At 40.3% G+C, this 13,437-nt stretch carries 13 protein-coding genes; 1 reads left to right on the top strand and 12 read right to left on the bottom strand.

All coding sequences use genetic code 11. The features are described from left to right. Positions 1–12: 12 nt before the first annotated feature. The 8 genes from AACS98_RS13810 to AACS98_RS13775 all read right to left on the bottom strand — a co-directional run bounded on the left by AACS98_RS13810 (position 13) and on the right by AACS98_RS13775 (position 8,985). Entirely contained in the window at positions 13–1,236 is a 1,224-nt protein-coding gene (locus AACS98_RS13810) for a glycosyltransferase family 4 protein (protein ID WP_066380706.1), read from the bottom strand. A gap of 195 nt (positions 1,237–1,431) precedes the next feature. Next, positions 1,432–2,457, bottom strand: a complete 1,026-nt coding sequence (locus tag AACS98_RS13805) for an ABC transporter permease (RefSeq protein WP_066380704.1) — start codon at positions 2,455–2,457, stop codon at positions 1,432–1,434. Positions 2,458–2,706: 249 nt separating this feature from the next. Continuing rightward, entirely contained in the window at positions 2,707–4,359 is a 1,653-nt protein-coding gene (locus AACS98_RS13800) for an ABC transporter substrate-binding protein (protein ID WP_066380702.1), read from the bottom strand. Between the two features lie 86 nt (positions 4,360–4,445). Next, the gene (locus tag AACS98_RS13795) at positions 4,446–5,639 is read right to left on the bottom strand and encodes an FtsW/RodA/SpoVE family cell cycle protein (RefSeq protein WP_066380701.1); all 1,194 of its coding nucleotides are present in this window, start codon (positions 5,637–5,639) and stop codon (positions 4,446–4,448) included. A gap of 102 nt (positions 5,640–5,741) precedes the next feature. Further along, complete coding sequence (locus AACS98_RS13790; RefSeq protein ID WP_066380699.1) at positions 5,742–6,737, bottom strand: glycosyltransferase; 996 nt, start codon at positions 6,735–6,737, stop codon at positions 5,742–5,744. Between the two features lie 60 nt (positions 6,738–6,797). Further along, positions 6,798–7,409, bottom strand: a complete 612-nt coding sequence (locus tag AACS98_RS13785; protein WP_066380697.1) for an FHA domain-containing protein — start codon at positions 7,407–7,409, stop codon at positions 6,798–6,800. Positions 7,410–7,412: 3 nt separating this feature from the next. Beyond that, positions 7,413–8,081, bottom strand: a complete 669-nt coding sequence (locus AACS98_RS13780; RefSeq protein WP_066380695.1) for a hypothetical protein — start codon at positions 8,079–8,081, stop codon at positions 7,413–7,415. A 1-nt stretch (position 8,082) separates the two neighbouring features. After that, entirely contained in the window at positions 8,083–8,985 is a 903-nt protein-coding gene (locus tag AACS98_RS13775) for a hypothetical protein (RefSeq protein ID WP_066380693.1), read from the bottom strand. A 141-nt stretch (positions 8,986–9,126) separates the two neighbouring features. Here AACS98_RS13775 and AACS98_RS13770 point away from each other — a divergent pair, with 141 nt between their 5' ends. Next, positions 9,127–10,326 (top strand): glycosyltransferase family 4 protein, encoded by a 1,200-nt coding sequence (locus tag AACS98_RS13770; protein WP_066380691.1) that lies wholly within the window; start codon positions 9,127–9,129, stop codon positions 10,324–10,326. On the opposite strand, the gene AACS98_RS13765 is transcribed toward AACS98_RS13770, so the two are convergent. The 4 genes from AACS98_RS13765 to apcA all read right to left on the bottom strand — a co-directional run bounded on the left by AACS98_RS13765 (position 10,290) and on the right by apcA (position 13,397). Beyond that, positions 10,290–11,501, bottom strand: a complete 1,212-nt coding sequence (locus tag AACS98_RS13765) for a glycosyltransferase (protein WP_066380689.1) — start codon at positions 11,499–11,501, stop codon at positions 10,290–10,292. The genes AACS98_RS13770 and AACS98_RS13765 overlap by 37 nt on opposite strands. A gap of 413 nt (positions 11,502–11,914) precedes the next feature. Continuing rightward, positions 11,915–12,121: a phycobilisome linker polypeptide gene (locus tag AACS98_RS13760; RefSeq protein ID WP_066380687.1), complete on the bottom strand. Its 207-nt coding sequence runs from the start codon at positions 12,119–12,121 to the stop codon at positions 11,915–11,917. Positions 12,122–12,357: 236 nt separating this feature from the next. Continuing rightward, positions 12,358–12,843: an allophycocyanin subunit beta gene (gene apcB, locus AACS98_RS13755; protein ID WP_015141457.1), complete on the bottom strand. Its 486-nt coding sequence runs from the start codon at positions 12,841–12,843 to the stop codon at positions 12,358–12,360. Positions 12,844–12,911: 68 nt separating this feature from the next. Next, positions 12,912–13,397, bottom strand: a complete 486-nt coding sequence (gene apcA / locus AACS98_RS13750; RefSeq protein WP_066380685.1) for an allophycocyanin subunit alpha — start codon at positions 13,395–13,397, stop codon at positions 12,912–12,914. Between the last annotated feature and the right edge of the window lie 40 nt (positions 13,398–13,437).

The raw sequence follows: 13,437 nt of genomic DNA, 5'->3' as shown, positions 1-13,437 counted from the left end.
TTACTACAAACTTTAGGCAATGGATTTTGAGCCGTTAGCAACATCTTCAATCAATTGCAAATGCTGAGGTAATAATCTTGCTAAATCATAACGCTCTAGGGCAGTTTTCCGGGCATTGGCTCGAAGTTCTGCCATGCGGGTAGGATGATCTAGTACCTCATCAATGCGGTCTGCAATTTTTTGGGGTGAGAAAAAATCCACCAACAAACCATTCTCACCGTCTTTAATCACTTCTCTCACAGGTGCGGTATCAGAACCAATTACTAAACATCCCGTCGCCATAGACTCAATCATCGACCAAGACAGAACAAACGGTCTAGTGAGATAAATATGGGCTGATGATGCTTGAATTACTTGTAAGTATAGATGATAGGGCAATGACCCAGTAAAGTGAACCCGTGATAAATCTAGCGGTACTTTTTTCAGCATCAATTCTTTGTAGGTCATACCATCTGGTAAAGACTTGCCATAACAAACTCTATCTGACCCTACAATGACTATATGACAGTTCGGCCTGCGTTCCTGTACATAGGCCAAGGTTTCGATAAATTGCGGAAACCCACGATAAGGCTCCATTCCTCGCCCTACATAGGTGATAATTTCATCAACACCGGATAAGTCTAGATTAGGTAATACTAATTTCGCGCCTGGGTTGGGTTTAAAGAATTCCGTATCGACTCCATCATGCAGCACAGAAATCTTGGGATGGAATTCTTTGGGGAACTGAGCTTTTTGCCAATATGTTGGCGATAAACCCCAATCACAGGTATATAAATCAATTAAAATTGGTGCATTTTTGACACGGATACGTGCTATATCATCAACTGTTAGCGGGTCTGTTGGGTCAAAATCTGCATCTGAACCAACGGCATTATAAAACCACTCAAAATAACACATTAGAGGTGTGTTTGGGAAAGCATCTTTCATAAACAAAGTCGGCCCCCAACCAGAATGACCATAAATCACATCAGGTACAAAGCCCTGTTTTTTTAGTTGTTCAGCTAACTTAAATACTGCTTGACCATGTAAAACCGCATTTTCTAGGGGTCTGACGTAGTGATGGGTTGTAGGGTGCGCTTCCCGGCTAGGTGCAAATATTGCTTTGTTGATACCAGGAAGGGTGACATCTTGATTTTTGGTGGCAAAAACTATCTGATTTTTGGGGTCTTTCGCCAAGGCTTGGGCTACATGACGATACTGCGCCGGAAAGTTGGAATGGAGAAAGAGAACTCGCATGAATTATTAAGAGGGTTTAATTAAGGCTTGCTGATTTCAATATATCTGCTGTATTTTCTTGAATTCTGCACTATAAAGAAAATCTATACAGTAAAGGCGCACAATGAAGAGTGCGCCTGTGTCTACTTTGGTTTTTTAAACGCGGAGGGGCGCGGAGGTTTGTTTTGAGGTGGTGGGTTAGGGGAGAGTCAATTTTTAGTAGCGAATGCGTGGGTCAACATAGGCGTTGAGTATGTCAATTAGTATGCTGGCACTGACGACGATCGCTCCAAAGAAGACTAGCACGCCTTGAACTGTGGGATAATCGCGATCGGCGATGGCTTGATATAGTCTATTTGCTAGCCCTGGCCAAGAAAATGTCACTTCGGTTAAAATCGCACCTCCTAATAGGGAGGCAAAGGTTAAACCTAAGACGGTGATTACGGGAATTAAGGCGTTTTTTAAGGCATGGGAGACTAAAATTTTGTTTTCAGTGATTCCTCTGGCTCTAGCGGCTTCTACGTAGTCGGCTCGTAGGGTCTGTTTTAGGTTAACTCTGACTATTCTTTCAAAAATTCCACTCAGCAAAATTCCTAGTGTGAGGCTGGGAAGGGCTAAATGATGTAAGGATGCAAAAAACTGAGTAAAGTTAGCTCTGAGTAAGCTATCAATGGTGTATAGTCCTGTAATTGTTATGGGAGGGTCAAGGTTGGGGGGAAAGCGGTTGGAGTTAGGAAACCAACCGAGTTGCACTGAGAAAATTAATTGTAATAGCATTCCTGCCCAAAACATTGGTAGTGCGTAAGTGATAATTCCAAATAATCTTCCGCCAATATCAAAGGATGTTCCAGGCCGAGATGCTGACAGTATACCAACGATAACGCCAACAATCAGCGCAACTAACATACTAGATATTGCTAACTCTACGGTTGCGGGAAAATGTTGTGCAATAATATTCCAAACTTGCTGTCCTCGGCTGGTTAATGATGTTCCTAAATCAAACCGAAGTACATTACCTAAGTAATTGAGATATTGCAGCCACAAGGGTAAATTTAATCCTAATTGTTTTCGTAATTCTTCTTTAGCTGCTTCTGGCGCACGTCCCCCTAAAATCGCATCGGCTGGGTCGCCTGGTGTGGCTCTTAGTAATAAAAATACTATGGTAATGATGGTTAATAACTGGAGTGGTGCTAGCAGCAACCTGGATAAAATGTAATATTGTAAAGCTTTAGAACGAGACATAATAATTCAAAATTCAAAATTCAAAATTAATACAGCGTTTTCTAATCTACTAAGCTACAGATTTATCTGCGTTTACACCGTTCGCGCAGCGTCTCCGTTAGGAGAAGTTCTGATGTCTACGACAAGCCGCTTGCGCGTCTACGGCGGAAGCCGCCGCTCAGACTTCTCTCTGCGTTTATCTGCGTTCCCTTCTGACTGTACCTCACTTGAAGGGTAATTCATAATTAGACATTACGAATTACCCAATTATTATTTCTTGATGGTGCGATAAATTAAGTTTTGGGTGGGGTCTAGTTTGACGTTACTTACACCTTTTTGGGCAAATACATAATCTTTGTTTTGCCATAGGGGAACGTAAGGAACATCATTCACTACTTGTGTTTGAATTTGCTCAAAAATCTTCTGTCTGGCTTCGGGATTTTGTTCTTGACGTTGGTCGTCAATTAATTTATTCATGGTTTCGCTATAGTAAAACGACCCCTGAGTTTGACTTCCACCGTCTTCACAACCTTTAGTTTCTGAGCCTTTTTGGCAATATAAGAATGGTTGCACGTAGTTATCTGGATCGAGAAAGTCTGGATACCAATCTAGTAATGCGGCGGGATATAAACCTTTGGAAATGTCTTTAAAAAATGTCGCGCCTTCTACTGTGTTGACTTCTAATTGTACTATGCCTTCCATTCTGGTATCGGCAAGGGATTTTAATGTTTGTGCTGCTAAACTGCGCGTGGGTGAACTGGAAGGATACCAAACGGGAATTTTGACTGGATTTTCTTTGGAGTAACCAGCAGCAGTTAACAATTGTTTTGCTTTTTCAAAGTTACCATCGCCATATTTATCTTTAAATAATGGTTGGGAAACATTGAATGTGGTGGGAATCATGCTATAAAGCGGGTCGGCTTGACTGTATAAGACTCGCTCATTTAATAAGGGTCGTTCAATTATAGCAGCGATCGCCTGTCTCACTTCTGGTTGATCTAATGGTTTTTGATTGCGATTTAATACCAGATAACTGACTACACTACCTTGCGCCGTAATCGCTTGCCAATCTCCTTTTTTCGCACCTTCTTCTAAGCTACGAATTTGATCAGGTTGTAGTGACAAGTACGCTACATCTACCGCATTGGTACGGAAAGCATTAAACAAGTTGACTGGGCTAGTTTGAATTTGCAAATTAATTCCGTTATTTGCTGGTTTTTCTCCCCAATATTTATCAAACACATCTAGACGCAAGGAGTCTGTACCATACTGCGCCAATTTATAAGGCCCTGTTCCCACAAAAATATCTGGTTTAAATTTCCCTGCGCCCAGTTCATACGCTGTGGGTGAAACAGCACACACGCCAGAAAAGGCTAGGAGGGAAGGAAAAGCTGCAAAAGGTTTTTTCAGCTTAATTGTTAGTTCATAATCGCCTGTGGCGGCTACTGAGTCTACTGTGTCGGCTAGTAAGAAGGACGGTTTACCCTTGTTTTCAATGAATCGCTTGATGCTAAATTCCATTGCTTTGGCGTTGAAGGGTGTGCCATCATGAAATACGACTTCTTGACGCAGAGGAATTGTGTAAGTTAAGCCGTCTGCGCTGACTTTTGGTAATGCTGTTGCTAGTTGTGGTTTAATTTCTGTGCTTCCTGGTTCGTAAGTATAGAGGCGATCGCTCATATTAAATACTAAACCCAAGGACGCTAATTCATAAGCATCGGCTGGATCTAAAGTTCTCGGTTTGGATGTTGTCCCTATAGTAATCCGTCCATCACCCGCAGCTGTACTTCCTGAACTAGAAGATACATTAGTTGTTTGTGGTTGCTGTCCGCAACTGATAACTAACAATAAACATAGAGAGAACAAAGACAGAAATTTTGTTACCCGTCCCCATCTTCTCCCTGATAAGGAAAACCAAGTCATGGCACTGTGATTTGTAAAATTAGCCAGTAATCATACTACATGAGTGCCAATCATAACGAATTTTTTAGGGTTAATGTAGATTTATTTTATCTTAAACTTCGCCGACGTTGACGGGGATTCTTTTCCTGGGGTCTTATTAAGGGTAGTACCTCCGCTTCGCTGCTTTCCCGCGCGACTCTAATTAGCAATGCAGCACCGATTAAACTGGCAATCATGGAGTTACCACCATAACTAAACATGGGTAAGGGTAAGCCTGTAGTTGGTAATGCTCCTGTGGCTACTGCAATGTGTAACAGTGATTGTCCTACCATGACAATAGTAATCCCCATCGCTACTAATCGATGTATGGGATTTTTCGCCTTTAATGCCACAATTAACCCTAAAGTCGCAAATGTGGCTAACATCAGCAACAGTACAATACTGCCAATAAAACCAAATTCTTCGGCGAAGACGGCAAAAATAAAATCTGTATCCTGAATTGGTAAGTAAAACAGCTTTTGTTGCGACATTCCAAAGCCAGCACCCCAAATTTTACCAGAACCAATGGCTAAAAGGCTTTGTACCAATTGATAGCCATCTCCTGTTGCATCCGCCCAAGGGTTGAGAAATGACATTACCCGTCTACGTTGATATTCTTTAATACTGATACTGAGTAATCCTAATAAGAACCCACCAATTGCTGTTCCTCCTAGGTATTTGTAAGGTAAACCAGCAGCTAGCGCAATTAGCCATATAGTCATACCACACAGCGATGCTGTACTCAAGTTAGGTTGGGCGAGAATTCCTAAAATTACTAAGCCAAAAATCCCCAGCCAAGTAAATCGCACTCGCCAAGGTATTCTTTCCCATTGACCAAATAGACGCGCACTTTGCAATACTAAAAATGGTTTAATTAGTTCTGAGGGTTGCACTGGAATCGGCCCTATTGCTATCCAACGGGCTGCATCAAAGGCTTTTTTGCCTAATCCTGGCACGAGAGTTAAAAAAATTAACAATAAAAATAACCCTAACCACCAATGAGATACATTGATGATTTTTTGCAAGGGTTGATTCACAATCAGATTAAATCCTACTAGGGCGGCTAATCCCCAAACGACTTGGCGTTTAAAGTAGAATAAACCATCATCTTGACGCACATCGGCTACTACATAGGATGCGGAAAATAAAATAATTAATCCGACAAATAGCCAAGTAAATGTTAACCAGCGCAGTAACCGCGCTTCTAATCCCCATTCGGTGACGGAATTATCAAAAATTGGAATCAGGTTGCGTAGATTCACGATTCAGTATAGGTAAATTAGTTAAAATTGAACGCAGATGGACGCAGATAAACGCAGATAAGATTAGAAAAGGCTAGATATATTAAATATTACACTTGTAATTTATAACTCGTAATTGATGATGTGATGTACGGCAGCGATCGCACCATTAGTATAAGTTGGGATAGGTGGTTTATTTGCTGGTTGTCTGGTTTGTAGCAGTTGGTTGACTGTGGTTAGCACCTCCTGAATGTTTTTGACTGCATAACTTCTGCTGACTCTTTTGTGTTGGCGATCGTACAATCGCGCTAATGGTAATGCTACCAACGGTACACCCACAGCTGCACATTCGTAAACTGTGTTATAACCTGCACCACCTACAATTACATCGGCTGCGGCTAAACATTCTATCCCTGGATGATGAAATACCCATAAATCTTTAAGCTCATCTTGGGGACTATGGGGTGTTAAAATTCTCACGGCGCATTCTGGGAAGGTTTGATGTAGTTTCAGGGTGAGTTGACTAAATAACGCTAACTCGGATGCTTGTCCTGCTGCACAAACTAGGATAATTTTCTGAGTATCATCAACTCTGAGGATATGCGATCGCACGGTTTTTTTATCCAGTAGTTCCCCAGCATTCCGCACTAACCACGGTGCTGTATGTATCACTCCCGGTAAGTCACCCAAGGGTAAATCTTTTCCTTCCCCTGGTACAATCACCGCCTGAAAATTTTTTACCACAAATGAACGCAAGTCTTTCTCAATCACATAGCGGGGATTAATATCTCGATGAATCAGAATCCGAGGTATACTATGCAGTCGCGGTAAAATATCCACCAATTCACCCCCCAATCCTCTCGGAAAGGTGTCAACAATTAAGCAATCATAGTCAGTGTTTAATAAAATTTCTTGTACTTGTAGACAAGTTGCAGCAAAACCTGTATAATGTGGAATGCTATGTAATAAGCACCCTTGATTATGGATGTGCTTTGCATAAGGGCTATTTGTAATAATTTCGACTTTTCTTTGGTTAACTGCAATTCTCCCCAAAGATAAAGCCCGGTTTAAATGTCCCCAACCACCACCAAGGGCGTAAATTAACCAAGTTTTAGTCAAAATTCATTAGTTATTAGTCATTAGTCATTAGTAAAGATTGTCTGGCTTTGGGATTTTAAATTAACTTGCTCCCATATACCGTTCAAAATCGCTATCTCTTTCAGTTTCTAAACTGATAGCATCGGCTTCTGTAAAGTCTATATTACCAGTTTCAGGGTCATAGTTATAGCGATCGCGGTTATAGTAGTAGTCACTACTCCAAGACTGATAGCGATAATCACCATAGTTAGAATAATAGGCGTAGTCTTCTTCGTAAGTCTGTTGACAGTAAGGACAACCTGTGGTATCAGTGCGTCCACAAGCACGTTTAAACAGAAATCCTACCATGCGATCGCACACCCAAGCCGTCGCTGTATAGTTGATGATAATTTCACAGTTACCAATTTGGATGCGATCGCCATCTTTCAAGTTAGCAGTGGTTAACTGTACACCATTGATTTTAATGCCATTACTTGTATTTTGGTCAAGAATAATTAACTCTTGATTTTCCCAAGTTATTAAAGCATGATAAGCTGCAACTAAGTCATCTTGAATGACAATTCTAGAAACTTGTTGATGATTAATTTCTGGTGGCATAGCTGCGAATTCTTTGCCAATTGCCACGGGTATCTGTAATAATGGTTGTCTGCGATCGCCTGTATTCGGATCTATCCAATTTAGCTGAATCTGCACAATTTATTTACCTCCTGTTAAATTTACAGCATAAGCTAAAGCTGCTTGTTGTTCGCGGGTGAGTGCATCTAAACCAAAGCAAGCAACCGCAATGGGAGACATACTTGATTTTGTCGAGAAAATTGTTCTTCCTGATGGATTTCTTAAAGACATTTTCCCATCTTTAATTTTCACTTGATAAACTAACTTTTTATCAGGTGTTGCAATTTCTAAACCATTCTGACTGCTTTGAATTCTATAGACTAATTTTTTATTTGCATCTTCTAATTGATAGTCACTATCACTCTGACGTTTGAAAGTAAATAAATCTTGATTTTGTTCGGGATTTTTTAATATCCAAGCACCTGGCGCACTAACTACATAGCCTAAAACTTTTTCTTGAGCATTTTTAATTTTAATCTTTCCCGATTTATCAGCTTTAATTCTGGCAATTTCCTGATTATTGCCATCAACTAACTTTGAACCATCAGCTTGTTGTTTCAGAGAAAATAAATCTGTATCACCTGCGGTTTTAAACTTAATTTTCTCTGTAGTTTCAGCAACGCTAGCTACAGTTGTTGTTGCTTGGTTATTGCTACTAGATGTCGTATGATTAACTTGATTGTTAGTACAGCTAAAAATCGATGTCAGCAAGAAGCAACAAATGATAAATTTGACAAGTTGTTTTGTCATATTATTTAGATAGCATTTTAGCTAAATTAAGTACCTGATAAACACTCAAAAACATTGATGTAATTGTTTGGTAAACTTTATCTTTATTTTCAGCAAACTCAGGCGGAATTCTGACGAGAAGATATATTACCTTATCTGTAACTTTTATTCTTCTCAGCGTTGATGCTGGTGGTAGCTTTATGGCTTTAATTACATCATTTTTTAAACCTTTAACTGCACCGTAGCGACGCTGAGGATAAGTTAAACTTAAATTTACTTCTAAACCATAAGATTTAACTTTCGACTTGTATTTACTCTTACCACTCCGGCTACGCTTATAGCCATATTGTTTTTTACAAACTTCATTAGTATTTAAGAAAAATCGAGTCTTATCTAAAAAACTACCTTTAATTTTTAACCATTCATTCTCATAAATATCTATTTTAAATCCAAATTTGTAAGGGTGTGGTATTGTATTGTTTTTATGATCATCTCTCTCAGTTTTCTTGAAACTTAGCCTGACATATATGGAAGCTGTTTCATCCATATCTCTCGCTAGCATCTGCAAAAGACTTTTAGTTAAATCATATCGATAATTACTAAGATTCAATTTCTTATATTTATTACTCATGTTCAAGTAATAAATCCAAGCAATACCCAAACCAATGCAGCCCGTAATTAATACAACAACAGCTATATTAATAAATGCTTTTTCGATGCCAAAAATAAATACAATAAAAGTCAGAACACTTAAGGTTAATAACCCTAAAAAATAGTAAAGTGCTGTTGAACCATACTTCTGTTGTTTTAACTCTGCCAGTTTATCAAGGGCTGACAAATCATCCAAATCAGTGGTAATCACTGTAATTGGTGCAGTCTCTTCATAAATTAATTCTTTGCGAAATTTCTCTAATTCAATGGGCATATTATCTTAAGTCCATTAACTCAATTGCTTAATTTTTTGCAACAATGCTGATTTTTGTAACAATATTTTTGACATCAAAACGGTATAAAACGCCGCCAGTATACCAAACAAAAAATTAAGTGTCAACGAGATTAAACTTTTATGAATCAATCAAAAATAGCGTATATTTCCTTTGATACCGTACCCGCACCAAAGGGTGCTGCTATCCATATTGAGGCTTTTTCTCAAGTTTTAGCAGCAGCTTTTGGTGATATACATTTATTAACAGTTTCTCCTACAGCCGAACTAATAAATTATCACCACATTCATCCACAAGTTATGCAAACCATGTTGCCAGCTTTGGGTGAAAATTTAATTCAGCGAGTTTTGTACTTTCGTCGTCTGTTGCGTGGATGGTTGGAAGGAAAGCGATTTGATGCTATACATATTCGCTCAATTTACGAAGGCTTAGTCATTGCCCTTAACAAAAAGCAATATTGTGACAAGTTAATTTTTGAAGTCAATGGTTTACCTTCCATCGAGTTAAAGTATCGTTATCCTGCGGTTGTGGATGACAGAGAACTTTTACATAAATTACATTCCCAAGAACAAGTTTGTTTAACAGCAGCAGATTTAATCGTCACGCCTAGTGGAGTAACTGCTGAGTATTTGCACCAAATCAGAAACATTCCCACAGATAAAATTAGAGTGATTCCTAATGGTGTGGATTTAGATGTATTTAGTTATGAATTAAGTAAGCGTAATATTGTCAATGTACCTTTACAAATGTTATATTTTGGTACACTTTCATCCTGGCAGGGTGTAAAATTAGCTATTGAAGCTTTAGGGTTGATAAATCGAGATTTTCCGGCTAATTTAACAGTAATTGGGCAAGCCAGAGAGTATCAGATTAAAAATTTAAAACAACTGGCGTTAAAGTTAGGAGTGGCAGAAAATCTGACTGTTTTAGAACCAATTTCACAAAAACAATTGGTGACATATATTCATAACTCAGATGTGATTTTAGCCCCTCTCACAGCAAGCGATCGCAATTTAATTCAAGGTTGTTGTCCTTTGAAGATTTTAGAAGGTATGGCAACAGGAACACCAGTAATTGCTAGTGATTTACAGGTGGTGAGGGAGTTAGGAGAAGATGGAGTTGATTTTTTATTAGTTAAACCCGGTTCAGCTAAAGCAATTAAAGATGCCGTGTTACGCTTGCAAAATCAGAGGGAATTAGCAACTCAATTAGCCATTAATGCCCGTCAGCGAATTGAAGAGTATTATACTTGGCGACGGGCTGGTGAGGCTTTAGTTGCTGCTTATCAAGAGTTAGGGATTAAGCGGTCGATGACAGTTTGAAGTTGTTGTAGTTCTTGAGTGATAGAATGGGCAGTTAAGATGCGATCGCGTGCTGCTTCCTGAATTCTCCTTTTTTCCCCTAACGGCATTGCCAAACATTCCAAAACAGCCTCACCCAACTTATGTAGATGGGAACGAGACAACAAAAACCCGTTTTCACCGTGGGAAATAATCTCAGGAATCCCACCCGCATCACTAGCAATACAACAACAACCACAAGCCATCGCCTCTAATAGTGCATTAGGCATACCCTCCCACAGAGAAGGCTGAAGATAAACATCACACAACCGCAGATGGGCAGCAACTTTTTCAGAGTTAGATAAATGCCCAGTAACAATAACTCGCTGGGCATCTTCTGGCTGATGAGTTGCATACAATTGCAACAAAGATTCTTGAGAAGTCCTAACTTCGCCAATAATTAACAGACAAGCTGGTTGTTGCTGGCGAACTCTTGTTAAAGCATTGAGTAAAAACTGCTGCCCTTTCTTTTCCCGCAATTCCCCACAAAACCCCAGCACCACTTCCTCAGAAGCAATTCCCAAACTATCCCGCAGATTATCGTTTATCCGTGTAAACTCCTCCTCGCTGGCAAAAACAGACGTGGATTGCTGGGAAGTTTGATTTTCAGGGGAAAAGATTTCTGTATCAACCGTGTTTTTTAAAACTAACACATCATCACGCCCACACAGTAGCCGCATCTTCCGCGCCATATCACCACTAACAGCCGTAATCACATTGGCGTGTTGTAGTGTCCATTGTAACCGGGCAAAATCTCCAGGCGGAAACATTTCCCTGTCAACATCATTACCACGCGCACTAACAGTGCTAGCTATTCCCTGAAGTTTTGCGAACCAAGTCGCCAAAAAACCACTAGGAAACAGATAATGTCCCCACACAGCATCATAATTATAAGTTTGATGCAGCCACTCTAAAAAATTTAAAGTATGGGGCATAGTCATATCCCAATGGCGATATAAACCCACACGATAAACACGAGGCTGAATATCTAAAGACTCTGGCGGTAAAACCTCACCCGGTTGTAAATAACGACTCCAAGTAATAACATCAGTTTCTATACCCAATTGACATAATGTTCTCACCAGTCGTGTGGCACTACTAGCCACTCCCCCCAAATCTGGCGCAAATCTTTCTGTAATTAATAAAAGACGTTTCATCGTAATTTCAAAATTTCACTTGATTCATGGGAAAATTTCCACATTCGCCGTCACTCACCAAAATTCATAGCAGATTGCACCTTTTCCTTGATGATAATTTTTGTAGGGTGGGCATTGCCTGGAAATTTCTCAAAGCTGTAGTTTTACGTTGTGGGCAATGCCCACCTGTTCTGATTAATACCAATTCTCTACGAAGTTGCATCAAATCAATGATGTAGAGACGTTGCATGCAAAGTCTCTACAACGCTACGCCACGCAAGCTACATCAAGAAACGGTATAAGAATAGTGCAAAATAAAACATAAATTCATCTGCGTTCATCTGCGTTTATCTGCGTTTAATAACAAAAAAACAAAGAGGTCTAAATCAGACCTCTTTGTATAGCTTTCTATAATAATTTTCAACTCATAGCAATTACAGCAAACCAGCATTAAGCCCTTGCTTACCAGTTGCCAATTCCACTTTAACGATTTTGCCGCCCATTTTTTGAATTCTTTGTTGTTCGCGGAACCAGTTTTCGTAGGGAACCAGCTTAGTAAAGTAGGTGTTTTGTAATTCGCGTTGGGTACGAATGCGGGTTTGGCTAGGAACGCAAGCTGTAACTTTAAATAACCGCGCCATTAGTTGAATCTCCTATGATAAATGGAAAAACTTTTTTATTTCAAAAAAAAACGGGAGTTATGTATTTTACCCAGATATTTAATAATCTCTCCCAGTCTGGAAATCAAACATCAATACTAGACACCTAACACTCATAACTAAATTTTAGTTTGATAAGCCACTAGACGTTCTAGCACTCACGGTTGATTTCCAGACCTTAATAAAGCCGCACCTAACAACTTAAGTGCAATTAGCTCTTAGCTCAAGCCAGAGGAGATGTAGTCGAAGTAAACACCCATTTCTTTACCAGCGTCGGGGCCTACCAAGCTAGCGGTTACTTCTTTCATTGCTTGGATAGCTTGAACGGTAGCACCGATGGGTACACCCAAGGAGTTGTAGGTTTCTTTCAAACCATTGAGTACGCGCTCATCCAGGATGGAAGGATCGCCAGCTAGCATAGCGTAGGTAGCGTAACGGAGGTAGTAATCCAAGTCACGGATACAAGCAGCGTAGCGGCGGGTGGTGTACATGTTACCACCGGGACGGGTGATATCAGAGTACAACAAGGATTTAGCTACAGCTTCTTTAACGATCGCAGCTGCGTTAGCACTGATGGTGGTAGCAGCACGTACACGCAGTTCGCCTGTAGCGAAGTAGCCTTTGAGTTTTTCTAAAGCTGCGGTGTCAAGGTACTTACCTTGAACGTCAGAGGAGTTAATTACAGAGGTAATAGCGTCTTGCATGTTGTTATTTCCTTATGTCCAACCTTATTGCAATAGATTTCAGTTCGTGCCGTGGAAACAGCTTCGACCTACTGCATTGCACCAACAACGTAGTCGAAGTAAGCACCAGCTTCAGATGCGTCTTCAGCAGACAGCATGCCAGCAGCAACGTTCTTCATAGCAGCAACGCCACCAGCTACTGCATCGATGGGAGTACCGAGGGATTTGTACATTTCGCGAACGCCAACGATACCGATTTCTTCGATGGGGGTAACGTCACCAGCAACGATTCCGTAGGTGATCAGGCGGAGGTAGTAGTCTAGGTCACGCAGGCAGGTAGCGGTCATTTCTTTACCGTAAGCGTTTCCACCAGGAGAAACAACGTCAGGACGTTTTTGGAACAGTTGGTCGCCAGCTTGCTTAACGATGCGCTCGCGGTTGTCGGTCAAAACTTGAGCGATGCGTAGGCGTTGTTGACCACCAGCAACAAAGCTCTTGATCCGATCTAATTCGCCAGGGCTGAGGTAGCGGGCTTCTGCATCAGCATTCACGATGGACTTCGTGACGATACTCATTAATGGATTCCTCCAGTACGAAATAAAACCAGGTTTTGAT

Origin of the sequence: Anabaena sp. CA = ATCC 33047, assembly GCF_963870205.1 — a bacterium.
In the GTDB taxonomy this organism is placed as follows: Bacteria; Cyanobacteriota; Cyanobacteriia; order Cyanobacteriales; family Nostocaceae; genus Trichormus.
The sequence above is the reverse complement of the archived record's forward strand: the minus strand, read 5'-3'. Positions and strand labels throughout refer to the sequence as shown.

Excerpts from the sequence above, each read along its gene's own strand:
- AACS98_RS13810 (WP_066380706.1), bottom strand. The coding sequence starts at position 1,236 with ATGCGAGTTCTCTTTCTCCATTCCAACTTTCCGGCGCAGTATCGTCAT.
- AACS98_RS13805 (WP_066380704.1), bottom strand. The coding sequence starts at position 2,457 with ATGTCTCGTTCTAAAGCTTTACAATATTACATTTTATCCAGGTTGCTG.
- AACS98_RS13800 (WP_066380702.1), bottom strand. The coding sequence starts at position 4,359 with ATGACTTGGTTTTCCTTATCAGGGAGAAGATGGGGACGGGTAACAAAA.
- AACS98_RS13780 (WP_066380695.1), bottom strand. The coding sequence starts at position 8,081 with ATGACAAAACAACTTGTCAAATTTATCATTTGTTGCTTCTTGCTGACA.
- AACS98_RS13775 (WP_066380693.1), bottom strand. The coding sequence starts at position 8,985 with ATGCCCATTGAATTAGAGAAATTTCGCAAAGAATTAATTTATGAAGAG.
- AACS98_RS13770 (WP_066380691.1), top strand. The coding sequence starts at position 9,127 with ATGAATCAATCAAAAATAGCGTATATTTCCTTTGATACCGTACCCGCA.
- AACS98_RS13765 (WP_066380689.1), bottom strand. The coding sequence starts at position 11,501 with ATGAAACGTCTTTTATTAATTACAGAAAGATTTGCGCCAGATTTGGGG.
- AACS98_RS13760 (WP_066380687.1), bottom strand. The coding sequence starts at position 12,121 with ATGGCGCGGTTATTTAAAGTTACAGCTTGCGTTCCTAGCCAAACCCGC.
- apcB (WP_015141457.1), bottom strand. The coding sequence starts at position 12,843 with ATGCAAGACGCTATTACCTCTGTAATTAACTCCTCTGACGTTCAAGGT.
- apcA (WP_066380685.1), bottom strand. The coding sequence starts at position 13,397 with ATGAGTATCGTCACGAAGTCCATCGTGAATGCTGATGCAGAAGCCCGC.